General features: G+C 62.3%; 12 protein-coding genes and 1 pseudogene. 3 read left to right on the forward strand and 10 right to left on the reverse strand.

The genetic code is table 11. The features are described from left to right. Nucleotides 1-140 precede the first annotated feature (140 nt). The 8 genes and pseudogenes from ACP15D_RS06000 to ACP15D_RS06035 all read right to left on the reverse strand — a co-directional run bounded on the left by ACP15D_RS06000 (nucleotide 141) and on the right by ACP15D_RS06035 (nucleotide 9197). Nucleotides 141-1460, reverse strand: coding sequence for a class I SAM-dependent methyltransferase (locus ACP15D_RS06000; protein ID WP_424956639.1), 1320 nt, complete (start codon nucleotides 1458-1460; stop codon nucleotides 141-143). Nucleotides 1461-1677: 217 nt separating this feature from the next. After that, nucleotides 1678-2652 carry an NAD(P)H-dependent flavin oxidoreductase gene (locus ACP15D_RS06005; protein ID WP_424956640.1) on the reverse strand — a complete coding sequence of 325 codons (975 nt, stop codon included), beginning with the start codon at nucleotides 2650-2652 and terminating at the stop codon, nucleotides 1678-1680. A gap of 52 nt (nucleotides 2653-2704) precedes the next feature. Continuing rightward, nucleotides 2705-3130, reverse strand: a complete 426-nt coding sequence (locus tag ACP15D_RS06010; RefSeq protein WP_424956641.1) for a group III truncated hemoglobin — start codon at nucleotides 3128-3130, stop codon at nucleotides 2705-2707. Between the two features lie 395 nt (nucleotides 3131-3525). Beyond that, nucleotides 3526-4644, reverse strand: coding sequence for an aminomethyltransferase family protein (locus tag ACP15D_RS06015; protein WP_424959177.1), 1119 nt, complete (start codon nucleotides 4642-4644; stop codon nucleotides 3526-3528). Between the two features lie 57 nt (nucleotides 4645-4701). Beyond that, nucleotides 4702-5739, reverse strand: a pseudogene (locus tag ACP15D_RS06020) (heme-dependent oxidative N-demethylase family protein); the annotation flags it as partial. A 20-nt stretch (nucleotides 5740-5759) separates the two neighbouring features. Beyond that, nucleotides 5760-6719 carry a PDR/VanB family oxidoreductase gene (locus tag ACP15D_RS06025; protein WP_424956642.1) on the reverse strand — a complete coding sequence of 320 codons (960 nt, stop codon included), beginning with the start codon at nucleotides 6717-6719 and terminating at the stop codon, nucleotides 5760-5762. Further along, entirely contained in the window at nucleotides 6716-7321 is a 606-nt protein-coding gene (locus ACP15D_RS06030; RefSeq protein ID WP_424956643.1) for a dimethylamine monooxygenase subunit DmmA family protein, read from the reverse strand. Before ACP15D_RS06030 ends, ACP15D_RS06025 begins: the two co-directional genes overlap by 4 nt. 85 nt (nucleotides 7322-7406) lie before the next feature. Next, entirely contained in the window at nucleotides 7407-9197 is a 1791-nt protein-coding gene (locus ACP15D_RS06035) for an APC family permease (protein WP_424956644.1), read from the reverse strand. A gap of 459 nt (nucleotides 9198-9656) precedes the next feature. Between ACP15D_RS06035 and ACP15D_RS06040 the strand changes: the two genes are divergently transcribed. Continuing rightward, the gene (locus tag ACP15D_RS06040; RefSeq protein WP_424956645.1) at nucleotides 9657-10319 is read left to right on the forward strand and encodes a hypothetical protein; all 663 of its coding nucleotides are present in this window, start codon (nucleotides 9657-9659) and stop codon (nucleotides 10317-10319) included. 16 nt (nucleotides 10320-10335) lie between these two features. Then, nucleotides 10336-11112, forward strand: coding sequence for a FadR/GntR family transcriptional regulator (locus tag ACP15D_RS06045; protein ID WP_424956646.1), 777 nt, complete (start codon nucleotides 10336-10338; stop codon nucleotides 11110-11112). 19 nt (nucleotides 11113-11131) lie between these two features. On the opposite strand, the gene ACP15D_RS06050 is transcribed toward ACP15D_RS06045, so the two are convergent. After that, on the reverse strand, nucleotides 11132-12436 hold the full coding sequence (locus ACP15D_RS06050) for an ABC transporter substrate-binding protein (RefSeq protein WP_424956647.1): 1305 nt from the start codon (nucleotides 12434-12436) through the stop codon (nucleotides 11132-11134). 188 nt (nucleotides 12437-12624) lie between these two features. Beyond that, complete coding sequence (locus tag ACP15D_RS06055) at nucleotides 12625-13221, reverse strand: beta-class carbonic anhydrase (RefSeq protein ID WP_424956648.1); 597 nt, start codon at nucleotides 13219-13221, stop codon at nucleotides 12625-12627. A gap of 235 nt (nucleotides 13222-13456) precedes the next feature. On the opposite strand from ACP15D_RS06055, the gene ACP15D_RS06060 reads away from it, so the two are divergent. Next, nucleotides 13457-15097, forward strand: coding sequence for a hypothetical protein (locus ACP15D_RS06060; RefSeq protein WP_424956649.1), 1641 nt, complete (start codon nucleotides 13457-13459; stop codon nucleotides 15095-15097). The last annotated feature ends 7 nt before the right edge of the window (nucleotides 15098-15104 follow it).

A 15104-nucleotide genomic window follows, 5' to 3' on the forward strand; every position in this document is an offset into this window, starting at 1 on the left:
GCAATAATACCCCGGCGCCGGACCAGCCGGCTTATTGCCTCATGGCGCAAGCCATCCGGCGAGAAGACTATAGACAAGCCCAATCGGCTTTCCAAGCCGAGCCGCCGCGCCCCGCACCCGGTCCCTTAGAAAAAAGTCAATTAATGGCGTTGCTTGCGCAAGGGCACCGGCTCGGACGCAGGGGTCTGAGCAGGCCTTTCTGGAGCCACTTCCCGGATCGCGTCGGCCTCGCGCATGGCCTCCCGCATCCTCAGGTCCTCGTAGCGCTCCGCGATATACGAACGCGTCAGCGGCACGGCATAGGCGCTGCGCGCACATTGGACCTGGAACACCGCCACGTTCTGGAACCGGAACGCCGCCTCACAGCAGGCGAGGTAATATTCCCACATGCGGCAGAAGCGTTCGTCATAGAGAGCCATCGCCTCGTCCCGGCGCGCCATGAAGCGGCGGCGCCAGGCCAGCAGCGTCTCGGCATAGTGCATCCGAAGGCACTCGACGTCCGTGACGATCATGCCAGCGCGCTCGATCGCCGGAATGATCTCCGACAGCGCCGGAAGCTGCCCGCCGGGAAAGATGTACTTGTCGATCCACGGATTGGGATACCACGGCCCATCCATCAGCCCGATCGTGTGCATCACCATCACGCCATCGGGTTTCAACAGCTCGCGGCACTTGTTGAAATAGGTGTCGTAGAAGCGCGGCCCCACGTGCTCGAACATACCGACAGATACGATGCGATCGAAGCTGCCCTCGACCTCGCGGTAATCCTGCAGCACGAAGCGCACGCTATCGGCAACGCCGGCCTTCTCGGCTCGCCCGCGCGCAATTTCCAGCTGCTCGGTCGACAAGGTGATGCCCTGCACCTGCCGCGCGCCGCCCATCTGCTTGATGTACAGCCCTAGCCCGCCCCAGCCGCTGCCGATATCGAGCACGCGGCTATCCGGCTCGACGAGCAGCTTCGCGGTCACGAGCCGCCTCTTCGCCAGCTGCGCTTCTTCCAGCGTGCAATCGGGCCGCTCGAAATATGCGCAGCTGTATTGCCGATCCGGATCGAGGAACAGCTCATACAGCCGATGGTCGAGATCATAGTGATGCGCAACGTTGCGACGCGAGCGCCAACGATTGTTGCGGCTGACGAAATTACGCGTCAGGAAGCGTATCCGGCCGAGCAGGCGCGCCGGCAGCGAGCGGTCGTCGACGGTTGCATCGCGCAGCACCAGCACAAGAAAATCGTAGATCGTACCGCGTTCGACGACCACCCGGCCGTCCATGAACATCTCGCCGAGGCGCAATTCCGGATTGAGCACCACGCCGCGCTCTGCGCCTTTGTCGAGGAAGCGTATTCTCACTTCCTCGCCGGTGCCGTCGCCGAAGGTGAACTCGCGGCCACCCGGAGTCACCAGCGTCAGCGAGCCGCGCTTCACGTACTGCGAAAGGATTGTCGTCAGAATTTTTTCCATGACGAGACAACCGGGCAATTAGACAATCAGCCTAACGCCGAGCCGAGGCCCGACGCAAGTTGAAGCAATGGCGCAAGGCTAGCCGCATAATCTTATGAGGAGCTAAATCCTGCGACAACAATGCCGTGATCAAACTATAGGCAAAAGAAATGCGCGAGCCTCTCGGCCCGCGCACTCAATTCGTCCCGACCTACGCGCGTCGCCGCGCTCGAATTCCTCACGCGATCATCGCGCGTCCGGCCCTGATCCTAGCCTCTGCGTCGGCCACCATGCCCCCGATGATGTCGCCTACGGGCTCCACCGAGTAGATTAGCCCGGCGCCTTCTCCAACGAACGTATTGGAGTTCTCTGCATCGCCCGCGCTCCACGCCGCGCGATATTTTGCGGCCTCCTCGTCGGCCACGGCGGCAAGTGCCTCCTCGCACCCATGCCAGCGCGAGATGAAGGCATTGCGCAGCACCCGCGCAGTGTAGCGCGACGGCCATTCCAGCTTGCGCGCCAGGTCCATCACCTGCGAGCGGATCGTGTCGTCGCCGGTTGCCGACAGCGCCGCCGCGTGCATGGCCGGCGCCACATTGGCTTCCCGCGATGCCCACAGCCGCGATCCGACGAGAACCCCGTCGGCCCCGAGCATCAGCGCAGCCGCAAGCGCGCGCCCATCAGCGATACCGCCCGCCGCGCAAAGCAGCGTCTCTGGCGAGCGCGCCGCGATGAGATCAGACACCTCCGGCACCAGCGTCATCGTCGCGCGCTTCTCACCGTGTCCGCCAGCCTCCGTCCCTTGTGCGGCGATGATGTCTGCACCGCACGCGATCGCGTGCTCCGCGTCCCGGCGCGTCTGCACTTGGCAGATCAGCATGGCGCCGCTCTCCTTGATGCGTGCCGCAAATGGCCCCGGATTGCCGAACGAGAGGCAGATGGCCTTCGGCCTGTGCGCCAGAACCAATTCGAGCAGGTGCGGTTGTTTCTTCAAGGACCAGGTGATGAACCCGCAGCCGACGGCAGCATTACCGGCATTGCGCCACTCCACCTCCAGCCAGTCGGCATCGCCATAACCGCCGCCGATGAGGCCGAGCCCGCCGGCCTCCGACACCGCCGCTGCGAGCTTGCCGCCGGCGGCGAATGCCATGGGTGCAGAGATGATCGGATGGCGAATGCCGAGCGCTTCAGTCAGGCGGGTGGTGAGGGTCACGTCGAAGCTCCTTTTTGTTATTGTTGCTCTTCCAACGACGCGTGGAGCTGCGCTACGGCACGGACACCGCGGCCAGCCGTCCGCCCCCGCGGTGCAGATCGATCCCGTGCTTCAGCGATCCGGCAATGCGATGCGCGCGATCCACAAACAGCGCCGCCGCGTCGGGCGGGCAAACGGCGCGCGCCGTTTCCTCGAACAGCGCCAGCCAGCGGGCGAAGTGCTCGCCCTCGATTTCCGGCAGCGCCGCATGCACCGCCATCGGCCGCCCCTCGTACGTGCCCGTCATCAGCGTCACCGACGACCAGAAGCGGCACAGCTTCGCCAGATGCGCATCCCAATCATCGATTCGCGAATTGAAGATCGGGCCGAGCAGTTCATCGCGCCGCACGTTGGCATAGAAGGCGTGGACGAGCGCTTCGATCATCGGCTCTGTTATGCCCACCGCAAATCCGGGCGCCTTAGTCTGTCGATCATGCATGCAGCGTCTCCATCGAGACCGATGCCATAGCACGGCGCGACGCCGCTGCGCCGCCGGCAAACCATTCAAACCGCCGTGAAGTTGAAACGGTCAATAGATTGATAGATCGGCCCTATCGTGCGCGCTGCGCCAAGCCAGCGAAACAAAGCATTGCGACCCGCTCGGGCACGAACACCGGATGGCGCGGGCGTCAAGCCGCGCAAGACCTGACAATGGGAGCTTCATCGTCGGTAGAAAAAGGGGCCGAAGGATCTCTCCTCCGGCCCAGCGCACAGGGAACAGCCAAGGGAGTGTGCGCTAAGTTCGTGCCACCGCTGCCAATAAGTGTCTCGCTGCGCCGCTCTCACCCGCGGGGAAGTCGCGGGCGAGAGGAAATCGCAGCCAACCGAAAGGCCTTAGTCCTTCGGATGTGTGCGCACACGCAGCGGGTCATAGAACGGCATCTGCACGACGACAGCGCGCAACTCGCCCTTGTCGTGCACCACCACTTCCGTGCCGAGCGCGGTAAACGCCGGCTCGATCTGCGCCATCGCCAGCGACTTCATCAGATGCTGGCTGTAGACGGTGCTGGTGACGACGCCGACTTCCTTGCCGCCAACAGTAATCTTCGCTCCCGGCTCGACGACGCGGTCGCTCGCCACTTCGAGCCCGGAGATGAATGAGCGCTCCTTGCCCTTACGCTCGATCAGCGCCTGCTTGCCGACGAAGTCCGGCTTGGAGAGATCGACCGTCCAATCGGCGCGGACTTCCCACGGCGTGGTGTCGCCATGCGGCATGTCGAACGGGAAGAACAACAGGCTGCTCTCCACGCGAACTGTATCGAGGCACGCCCACGAGACAGGAATGATGCCCTTCGATTTGCCAATCTCGAGGATCGTGTCCCACAGATAGGGCGCATCCGCCGCCGAGCAGAACACCTCATACCCGCGCTCGCCGGAATAGCCGCCGCGCGCCAGCCGCACCTTCTTGCCGAACAGCGTGGTCGGCTCGTGACGGAAATAGCCAAGACCAGCAAGGTTCATCGGCGTGTGCGGCGCCAACGTTTCGAGCGCCAGCGGGCCCTGCAGCGACAGAATGTGCACGTCATTGTCGCGCTCGATCTTCACGTCGTACTTCGAGGCAACCGCTATCATGGCGTCTTCGAACGCGCCGCCGCCATGCGAGATGCGGAACTCTTCCGGACCATCGACATAGACGATCACGTCGTCGACCAGCGCACCCATCTCGTTGACGATGTTGCTGATGTGGGAATCGCCGGTTTTCGCCTTCGACACGTCGGACGTCAGCAGGTGATTGAGGAACACCAGCGCGCCGCTGCCAGTGACATTCAACATCTTAAGCATCGAAACGTCGAACAGACCCGCGCGATAGCGCACCGCTGCGGTCTCTTCATAGGGGTCCGTGCTGTAATTCTGCGGGATCGGCATGTCGTTCCACGCCGTCGACAGATCCGCGCCCAGCGCTCTGTGCCGGTCGTTCAAGACCGACTGCCGAGGGAATTTTGCTACCGTCATTGGCATCTCACTCCGGTTGTTTTCTTGAGGTTTGATTTGCGGGGCGCCAGGAAAATCATCGGGCCAACCGCCCGGGGTCGTCGGTGCACCGTCGTCGAATTGCGACAGCCACTCGAGGGTCGTCGCCTGATACCGGGTAATACCCTTGTAATCGACCAGCTCCGGCGGCAACGACTTCAGCACGCGATGGAACCGCCGCGCCCACTTCGGCACGGTCACCAGCTCCTTCATCTTGATCAGGTAGCAGCGGATCGAGAACATGATCGCGTTCGAACGCGGCAGCCGCCATAGGCCCTGCAGTTCCACGCGAAGGTGCACCTTGTCGCCAACGTTCTCAGGCGTCACCGTCGTGCGGTCGACTCCCCATTTGTGGTAGTTCTCCGGGCTCGTATCGAGCCGTGGGTTGATGGTCATCGTCCAGTTGAGCCGCCGCACCGGATGCCCGTTCTGGAGGTTCAGCAGGAATTTCAGCGCCCGGTCGAACACGCGCGCCTTGTGGGCCAGAGGCACCGGGCCATGCCATTCGGTGAAGTTCATGCCGACATCGAAGTCGAGCGACCAATCCGCCTGCGTGGTGATGATGCCCGCATCCATCCACAACTGACCGTCACGCTGATCCTGCAGCGAGAAATCACCCTGGCACTGGCGGCCGATGTATTCCATCGGCCCATACGGCAGCGTCGTTTCATCGCCGAACGTAAACCGCTGCTCGATGCTGAGCGGACGATTGATCCAGTGCCACTTGTCTCCGTCCCTGTTGAGCGTGAAATGCTCCGGGTACTTGTCCGCCATTGACGTCATCAACAGCTCGAGCATGTCCCACTGCGCCGGCATCATGTGCGGCAGCGCCTGGCAGCGCTTGGGGTCCTTGTCCAGTACCAGCGCCCGGTCGCGCATCTCCGAGACGTAATGCTCGTCGATGTCGATGGGAAACTCGAAGACCGATCCCTTGGGACCGGGCACATGCGGCTCGATGTTCACCGAGTACATGTACTGATCCTCGGCGAACGGAAACGGGAACCGCTTGATCGCCGCAGGACTGTTCGAAAACGTGAAATCGTCGCGGAACGTCTCGTCCTTGAAGACTAGGCCCATGCTCTTCCTCCGAGCTTTGATTAAAGATCCAGCGTCAGCGTGCCGGAGGCACGCGAGACGCAGATCATGATTTTGCCGCCGGAAGCCTTTTCTTCGGCGGTGAGGTAGTGGTCCTGGTGCTGCAGGGAACCACTGCACGCTTCAACGCGCGTCTCGCACTGCCCGCAAGCGCCACCGCGGCACAGCGACGGAGCATCGACGCCGTTCTCCTCCAACGCTTCCAGGATGCTCTGCTGCGGCCCCACGACGATGTCACGGCCTGACCGTGCCAGCTTCACAGTGAACGACGATCCAATCGGCGGCGCGGCAAACTTTTCCGAGTGCAGGCTTTCCCGAGGCCAGCCCGCGGCGCGCCCGGTGCCCAACGCCCACTCGATCATCGCCGAAGGCCCGCACACGTACATGTGCGTCCCGAGCGGCTGCCCGGACAGCAGCTGAGCCAGAGGCATTCTCTCGCCCAGGTCATCGCGGTAAAGGTTTACCCGCTTCCCGTATGTCAACTGCAAGTAGTCGCAGAATGCCCCGCTTGAAGCCGAGCGCATTGCATAGTGCAGCTCGAAATCGGCCCCGGCTGCACTGAGCTCCCGCATCATGGCGATGAACGGCGTGATGCCGATGCCGCCGGCTACGAGAATGTGCCGGCGGGCCATACGTGCGACCGGAAAGAGGTTTACCGGATCGCTGATTTCGAGTTCGCTTCCGTGCTCGACGCGCTCATGCATGAACTGTGAGCCGCCACGAGATTCAGGCGCTCGCAGCACGCTAATTTCATATCCGCTCGTGTCGCCGGGCGCGCTGATTAGCGAATAGGGATTGCGCCATGTGTGACCGTTGCCGTGCATTGACACGATGACATGCGATCCAGCAGAGAACGCCGGCAGAGGACGTCCGCTGATTTCTTCGAACCGGAACCGTTTAATTCCTTCGGCGACGCGCTCTACTTCAGAGACGCGCACGCGATGCGATGCAGTTTTTGTCATTGGAATGGCACCTGCTCGGGAACCTCACCCGCGACTTCCGCATCGACGCACACGCCGATGAACGCGGCATGCCGGCGTGAATAGTGATCGCGCACAACCAGCGTCAGGCCGCAGTGGGTGCATGTAACGGGGCTCGCCATCACGTTCTCGATCAGCCCCTTGCAATGCACGCACTGCACACGGCGCTTGAGCGAACCGCGATGCTCGGCCCGAACGGAAAGATGGTCGACGCCAAAGCGCATGGCGCGCTGTACGACGGAACCGATCAGTGGCTCAGCGCCAGCCGCGTAGATACGCGTGCCCATCTGCGCGCGGAAAAGACGCTCTCCGAGCGCCGCCGCGGCCGCATTCACGTTCGGCAGCACCGTGGTGCGAGCCGGCTGCAGCCGCGCGACGTCGAGATCGACATTTCCAGCATCGGGATAGTCGTCCACGCATAGCAGCACAGTTGTCTTGTTTGCGAACTCGGCACCGACCTTGCCGAGCATTTCGACGACGGCAACCGCACCAGCGCGGTCGCAAACGACGATATTGCTTGCGGCGTGGAGGTCTGGCTCCAAGACCGCATAAACGGGTCGGCTTTTGACTTCGCTTGCGAGCAAAGTTCTATCTCCTGTTTCTATTGCAGCGCATACCGCACCAATTGAAATGGCCGGAGCGGCGCCGACCGCCACTCCGGCCGGAGGATCAACCCGGCAACTGGAAGAACCAGTTGGCCGTGAGCACAATCGCAACACCCACGATCAGCGCGACGTAAGGAAGAATGCCGGCGCGCTTCTTGGCCAGATCTCCCTGCGTGAGCCCGAGGTCGGCGAGCATGTGATCGGGGAACTTGCCCTTGTCCTGCACGTAGTGGCGGAACCAGAACACCGGCACGATGAGAGCGGCAGCAATCATGCCGGCCCACAGCGCCCATGGGTTCCACACCTTGGCGCCTGCGCCGAGGAACACGGCGTTGACATAGGCAAACACCACGCCGATGCCGAGCAGGAACGTCGGTGCCTTCCACGGCCGCACCACATCGCCATTGTCGATGCGATGGATCCAGCCGGCATTGAGGTTGAGGAAGTTGAAGATGATGTAACCGACGTTCGACACCGCCAGGATGAAGAAGAAGCTGGTGGCATCGGCGCAAGCGATCGCAAGCACGACCAGGTTGAAGCCGAGGTCAGTCCACATTGCACGCGTCGGCGCGCCATGCTCGTTGACGTGGCTGAGGTAGCGCGGCAACCAGCCGTCGACGGACCCCTGGTAGAGCGTACGCGACGAGCCTGCCATCGCCGTCATGATCGACAGCAGCAGCGCGAGGATCATCAGCATCACCAGAATGTTGGTGACGAAACCCGATCCACCGACCATCGACGCCATGGCCTCGGCGACGCCCGATCCATCGACGATTGGCGTTGCCAGCATGCCCTCGAGGCCGAGCACACCTTGGAACGTGAATGGCACCAGCGTGTACAACAGCAGGCACAGAAGACCCGAGTAGAAGATCGCCTTGAACGTGTCGGTCTTCGGGTTGCGGAACTCGCTCGTGTAGCAGATCGCCGTCTCGAACGCGTACGTCGACCACGCCGCGATGAACATGCCGCCCAGCACCAGCGTCCATCCACCGATGTTCCAAGAACCCGGCTCCGGCGCATAGGCCGCAGCGAGCGGAGTGATCGGAGAGTAGTTCGACCAGTTGATCTGCCCGGTGATGATCGGAACGATGCCAACGATCAGCATCGGAATGATCACCACGAGAGCGATATACTTCTGCACGTTCGCGGTACCCATGATGCCGCGATGCTGGATCGAAAACACCAGCAGCATCAGGATCGCGCCGATGAAGAACGCTGCGTTGAGCGAGAACGAGACCGGGCCCAGCGCATGCGAAAAGAGCGTCCAGTCACGGATCGCCGGCGTCAGAGCCGCGACCGCATCCTGGCTCAGCAGGGCATTGATGGCGTCCTGCGCCGTCTTGCCGGCGTTGGCGCCGAGCCATTCCACGACACGGGGCGAATCCGCGGCGATCGAACCGGCGTGCGTCTTGATCCACGCAAGAGCCGGCGCGGAATCCGCAGCAGGAATCGGGGCCAAGGCGTTCAGGATGTAGGCCGCCGCGATTGAACAGCCCAGCGACAGCACTGGTGTCCAGGCGAGCCAGTTACACCACACCGACAGCGGCGCGATGAGCTTCGAATATCGAACCCAGGCCGCAGCACCGTAAACCGACGCGCCGCCCGACTTGTTGGGGAAGAGACCGGCGATCTCTGCGTACGTGAAGGACTGAAGGAACCCCATGACCATGGAGCAGATCCAGACCAGGAACGCGACCTTGCCCGCCGTGCCTGCGATGCCGCCGATCGAGAACAGCACCAGCGCAGGAACGCCGCTGGCCACCCAAAACGCACCTCTCCAGTCGATGGCCCTAATCAACTCTCTGGAAGAGGTCGATGAGCCCGCGACGGGTGTCTGAAGGACCCCCGTAGTCATCTGCGTCACTCCTTATTGCTGATACTTCTATGAGCATCCGAGCGCTTGTTGATCTGGCGGCCACGCACCCCCGCCCGCCCGCAACCGAAGGGGCGACGGCGAAGTCCCGAGCCGAAACCAAAACCAACCATTATGAACCAATTCACACCATAGAGCGCTTGACGGGGTGAGCTTAGATCATCGAAAATTGCGAGCAAGAGAAAAAGTTGCCTAAAGGGAAAGTAATTCGGGCACGCACTGCGCAGCGCTTGGGCAGTATTTTCTGAAAGGTGTGATCACAAGCCCAGAACAACAAACGAGAAAAATACCATGTGGCCTACTTTGGTTTGATACGGTATAATGCCCAGCAAACGAGCGTCAGATTTCGTTGTGTCAAGGGCGGCAAGACGCCTCAACAATGCCCCGCATATCGCAGGCGCGAACACCGCCGAGGTGGAGAATTTTGCCAATGGTTGCCGAATGAAAGCGACGGTCGATGCTCTCATCGCCCTGGCCGATGGGCGCCGCGATGCTGCTGCGCACACATTGCTTCGATCGATGCCCGCGAACGGCGCAAAGGGCCCGATTAACGCTGCCGCAAACAACAATGTGGGTATCGCCGCCCTTATTGCAGGCACGCCACACTTGGCCGCTTCGCGATTGGAGACAGCAACGCAATTGTGGGCCGACTCGCGTGCGTACATCGAACGCACAGACGTGCCGCTCGCTGGTCGCGGCTCCGTCTTCCACCTGCGCCTGGCGATGCAGCACCAGGATGCCTTCACGCAGCTGAAGCGACAGCCGCTGTTCGACCTCTGCGCTGCGGGTAGCGCGATTTCGAACTGCAATTGGGACCTGGCTCGCGCGCGACCTGAGCCGGCCGCGACCCATCAGGATCTCATCGCGCGGCTCACCGCAACGCTCGGTCCGGGCTGCGCCGAGATTCGGCTTCTAGAATATTGGGCCGCGCCCGATTGCGAGGCCGTTCGCGCCGCATACCGCGCCAAGGCCGACGCACTCGCGCAAAGCGCCGACAGCTTCAATGTTGATAGCCACGACGCACGCAGCGAACTCAAATGCGCTGTGCAGATGACGGTGCTACTGCATCCGAGTCTTCTGCGCCCCACAACGGCACGCGCATGAGGTGGACCCGACCAATATGACAGACCACGGATTTGGCATCCCCATCGAACCAGCACCCTGGGACCGCGATCTCTCGGCTCTGCCGATGGTCAAGCAAAGCGTAAAGGCCATCGCCACCGACATCTTCAATCGCATCTCCACTGGCGAATATCCTTTCGGAACGCGTCTGCCAGCGGAACGCGATCTGGCGGCGACCTTCGGAGAATCCCGCGCAACCATCCGCCAGGCGCTCGAATTCCTCGAAACCTACGGAGCCGTGGCACGCAGGGCGGGGAGCGGAACATTCGTTTCCTATCGCTCCGACAACGTTCGGCGCTCCAGCGCCGAAGCGGCGGGATACCTCAACATATCCTCGATCGCCGAGACCATCTCGCCCTTCGAGATGAACGTCGCCGAGTCGATCCTCGAACCCGAAATCGTGCGCCTCGCATCGATCTACATGTCGGTCCGCGACCTCACCAAGCTCGGCCAGCAGCTCGCGCGCTTGGAAGCGATTGTCACCGACGCCGCCGAATTTGCCGAGGTCGAGAAACAGTTCATGATGACGATCTGCGAAGGAACTCACAATTCCCTCATCGTCGCCATGTACCGCATCATGCACGAGGTGCGGCGCCAGCCCCAGTGGTGCGCCAACAAGAACCGCACGCTGACCCCTGTTCGCATTCGTGAGGCCCAGCGCGCGCTGCGCTCGCTCTACACCGCGCTCGAACGGCGTGACGTCGACACGGCCGTCGAATGCATGCGGCTTTATATATCGAGCACCCACGAGGACATGATCTACGCCTCACCCTGACGCAACCGTGTATCGATGCTCATATCCGTTGCTGCGCCAGAGCGGCGGCGGCTGCTGCATCGGCCTCCTCGCGCTGATCCCACATCAGCTTCATCTCGCGCATGTGCCGCAGCAGAACGGGTCGGTGCTGCGACCACCACCGCACGATCGACGAGAACTCCTGAATGCGCGCCCGGCCATTCTCGATGGCAACGACCGGCCAATCCCCGACCAGCGCGTTGTCGATGCCAAACAGCTCCCGGCCCCACCAGTGCGCTTCGCCGAACGCGTGATGGCCGACCCCGCCGAACTTCATCATCGACAAAACAGAGAATGGCTCGAACGTGCGCGCCCGCTGCACAGCGTTCTTCCATAGCTCCAGCGTCGAGACGTATTCCCACGACACCGCGCTCCACGTACCCGGATAGCGCGCGCAGAACTCGGCGTAGAATTCGTTCGGGTTCTCGAAATTCACTTGCGAGTCATTGAGGCGCGGGTCGTCGAAGTCGGGAAACTGGAAGACGAACCCTTCCATGAACTCCTGGCTCGTGGCGTCGATCAACTCCTGATAGTTGTCGCACGTGCACGAGATCATCCGCCCCTTGAAGCCGCGCTTGTAGGCCTCCTTGGTCAGCGCATGCAGGAACGGCTCGTACACCGTGTCCCAGCACAAAACGTCGGGGTTCTTCGCCATCAGCTTCTCGACGATCGCACCGAAGTCCGTCGTCTCGATGGGAAACAGGTGCTCCTCCACCAGATCCCAGCCCGCCACCTCGAATGCGGCGCGATAAGTCGCGATCGAAGGCAGGCCGTGCAGATCGTCCTGCGCACACATGGCAACGGTCTTGCGGCCGGGCTCCTGCCGCGCCAGCCAGTCGACCCCAGTCACGTTGTAGATCGGATGCACCTCGCTCGGTGCCACCAGTGTGGGTGCATCAGGCGTCAGGTCGCTCGGCAGCAGCGTCGCCACCAGCATGCGGTGCTGGTTCACCAACCGGCGAACATCGTCGGTGAAGTCGTTACCGCCGACCATCAGGATGAACTTCACGCCATCCTCGTTGATCAGCTTTTTGACACCGGCTAGAGCCAGCTCCGGCTCGAAGTGGCTGTCGAACGGCACGAGGTCGACCATGAACCGGCGCATGCCGACCTTGATCCCACCCTCTGCATTGATGCGGTCCCGCCAGATGAGGCAGCCGTTGAGGCCCGGCTCGGCCCAGGATTTCAGCTTGCCCGTCAGCGGGGCGAGGAACCCCACCTTCAGCACCGTCCGCGACCCGAGGCCATGGTCGGCCATGGCGAGCGAGAGCGCCGATGCGAGCGAGCTTTTCGTGCGTGCAGCCATGCGTGCGCCCGGTTGATGTCGCCCCTGAAGCGGATCGACCCGGACCCATCGTGTCAAGGATGTTCGCCCGCCGGCGACAAGTGGCATGCCGCCCCCGTGATCGGAGACGGCCCTCAATGCCTCCTAGCATGATTGCACAAACGAGCGCCCTGCGCCCGATCAACGCGAAGGAACCCGCCGTGGCGAGGCTACGAAGTGCGCCCTGCCTCGATCGCATCCTCAACCGGAATGAGCGCCCCGCTTTTCACGTCATAGATATAGCCGTAGATCGGGATGTGCCCCGGGACCAGCGGATGCTGCCGGATGCGCCTGACGTCCTGCAGAACGCTCGCCGCCTGATCCTTTATCGTGTGCCATTTGATGAACTGACCGGCCGGATTGCCCCCGCCGTGCTTTGGGTTCGACCACGCTTTCCCGTCGAAGCTCGCGGTCTCGAGGTTGTCCTCCAGCAGATCGCCGATAATGGCATCGGTGAACAGCTCCATGCCGCAGTCGGTATGATGGATGACAAACCACTCATTGGTGCCGAGCAGCTTGTGTGAGATCACGAGCGAGCGGATCGCATCATCGCTCGCCCGTCCCCCCGCGTTCCGGATCACGTGCGCATCGCCCTCGGAGAGACCGGCATATTTCGCCGGATCGAGCCGCGCGTCCATGCAGGTGAGAATCGCAAAGCGTCGCGCCGGCGGAAGGGCAAGATCGCGCTTGTCGCCGAAAGTCTTCACATACGCCCCATTGGCGGCCAAAACCTCTTCGACAATTTTCGAGCTTTGCGCTTGAGACAAGGCAGCGTCCTTTCTGGATCTGGGGATTCGGCGGAGACGACCGCCGCGCGATTACTGCAGCACGCCAAGTGTTCCCGCCGAACTATTTTGAAACACTATGCATTGCACATCCGTAGATATTAGCCTGGAATCGAGGCGCCGCGCGGGCTTATCCCGTCAGAAAACTGTCATCGGCGATCAATAGACTCCCCCTTGAGGTGTGGACCTCGGCCCAGCATCTGCAGACGGGGAAAGCATGGCCAACGACGACAGCGCGCCGGCCACGATGACGCTTGCGCCGCGGCAGACCGCAGACGCAGGTCGCCTCGCGCGACACTTCCGCCAGATCGTTCTCTGGCCCATCGAATTGATCGCGAGCGGCAAGACGGCCGAAAGCCGCGAAGCGCCCGACGTGCTGTTCGAGCGCCTCGGCGCCGGCCATTGGGAACTCGTCGACGACGAGTTCGGCGTCGAAGGCGATGCCTTCCAGGAACGCCACTATCGCGAGTTCGTCGCTTTCCTCCCGCACGTCCAGCGTTTCCTCTACGGCGACGCGCCGGGCTCGCTTCGCACCCTCGGCAAGGGCGACGCCCCGCTGCGCGTTTACCGCCGCACCGATGTCGCCGCGGTCCGTATGGTGCTGTATGAAGGCGCCGAGCCCATCACCTGCCAGATCGCCCATATCGACCTGCACTTCTTCCATGACGTCGACGCGGTGATCCTCGCCTTCGAGTTCTACGCGTCCAACGTGCCTCTGCCCGTCGTCAACGAAATCATGTATCGCTTCGGCCGCGCTTATCCGCCGGGCTGGACCGAGACTGGCGAGCCGCTGCACTGCCCGCATCGGGTCGAGTGGCTGGCCAAGGACGGAACCGTTCTTGCGACCTCCGATTATCAGAAGCGCGAACGTTATCTCTCGTTCGTGGGACACCAGCGCACGCCTTGCTTCGCCGCCCACTGGGAATTCCTGCTGAAGCCGCTCACCGCGGAAAAGGCCGACAGCAACAGCCCGCTCTCGTTCCGACAGATCGAATATTACCGCATGCCCGTCATGACCTACCTGACGCTCGAGCGCATGCGCGAAGTCCAGCGCGCCGACTACATGCGTCTCGCCTTCGCCACGGGCCCCAATGCGAATGGCGATGGTCCCTTCTCCGATCGCTTCCTGCACGATTTCGAGCCGCGCCACTGCTACGATCGCTACTATCACGAAGGCACCGAAGCGACCGGCCTCAGCGCCCGCTTCCTCCTCTCCGGCCACGCGTTTACGATCGTCGCCGACGGAGACTCGCCGCGCCTCGATGACAACGAGCGCGGCTTGCTCGGCCAGTTCCGTCATCAGTACTTCCTGCTCTTCCTCATCAGCCACTTCCACAAGGCCGCGCTGTTGATGCTGTCCGACCGCCTCGTCGCAGCGATCAAACATTTGGAAATGCGTAGCGCCCGCTCCACCGTTGGTTTCAGGCGTGAGACCTTCCGCCTTCAGGAGGCCTTTATGCGCTTCACCCAGCGCTACTGGTTCACCGAGGTGTCGGACCAGGCGCAGACACGCGACCTCTTCCGCATGCAGCGCTCGCATCTGGGCAACGACGAGCTTTACAAGGAGCTGCGCGGCGAGATCTTCGACATGGTCCAATATCTCGACAGCGACGTCCTGCGCCGCCAGAGCGGAACCATCCACCGTCTCACCGCCGTTACCATCCTTGGTCTTATCGGCACCATCGCCACTGGCTTCCTCGGCATGAACCTCATTGATGAAACCGGCGCACCATTAGAGCTGAAGCTCGTCCTTTTTGGCGCTGTCGCCGCCATCGTCACCGCATTGACCGTCGCCGTCGTCGCCTTCTCACGCCCGCTGACAGCACTGCTCGACCGCATGTCGGGCGATCGGTCCTGACCCAAAT

The organism is Hyphomicrobium sp. 1Nfss2.1, assembly GCF_965243865.1.
Lineage (GTDB): Bacteria > Pseudomonadota > Alphaproteobacteria > Rhizobiales > Hyphomicrobiaceae > Hyphomicrobium_A.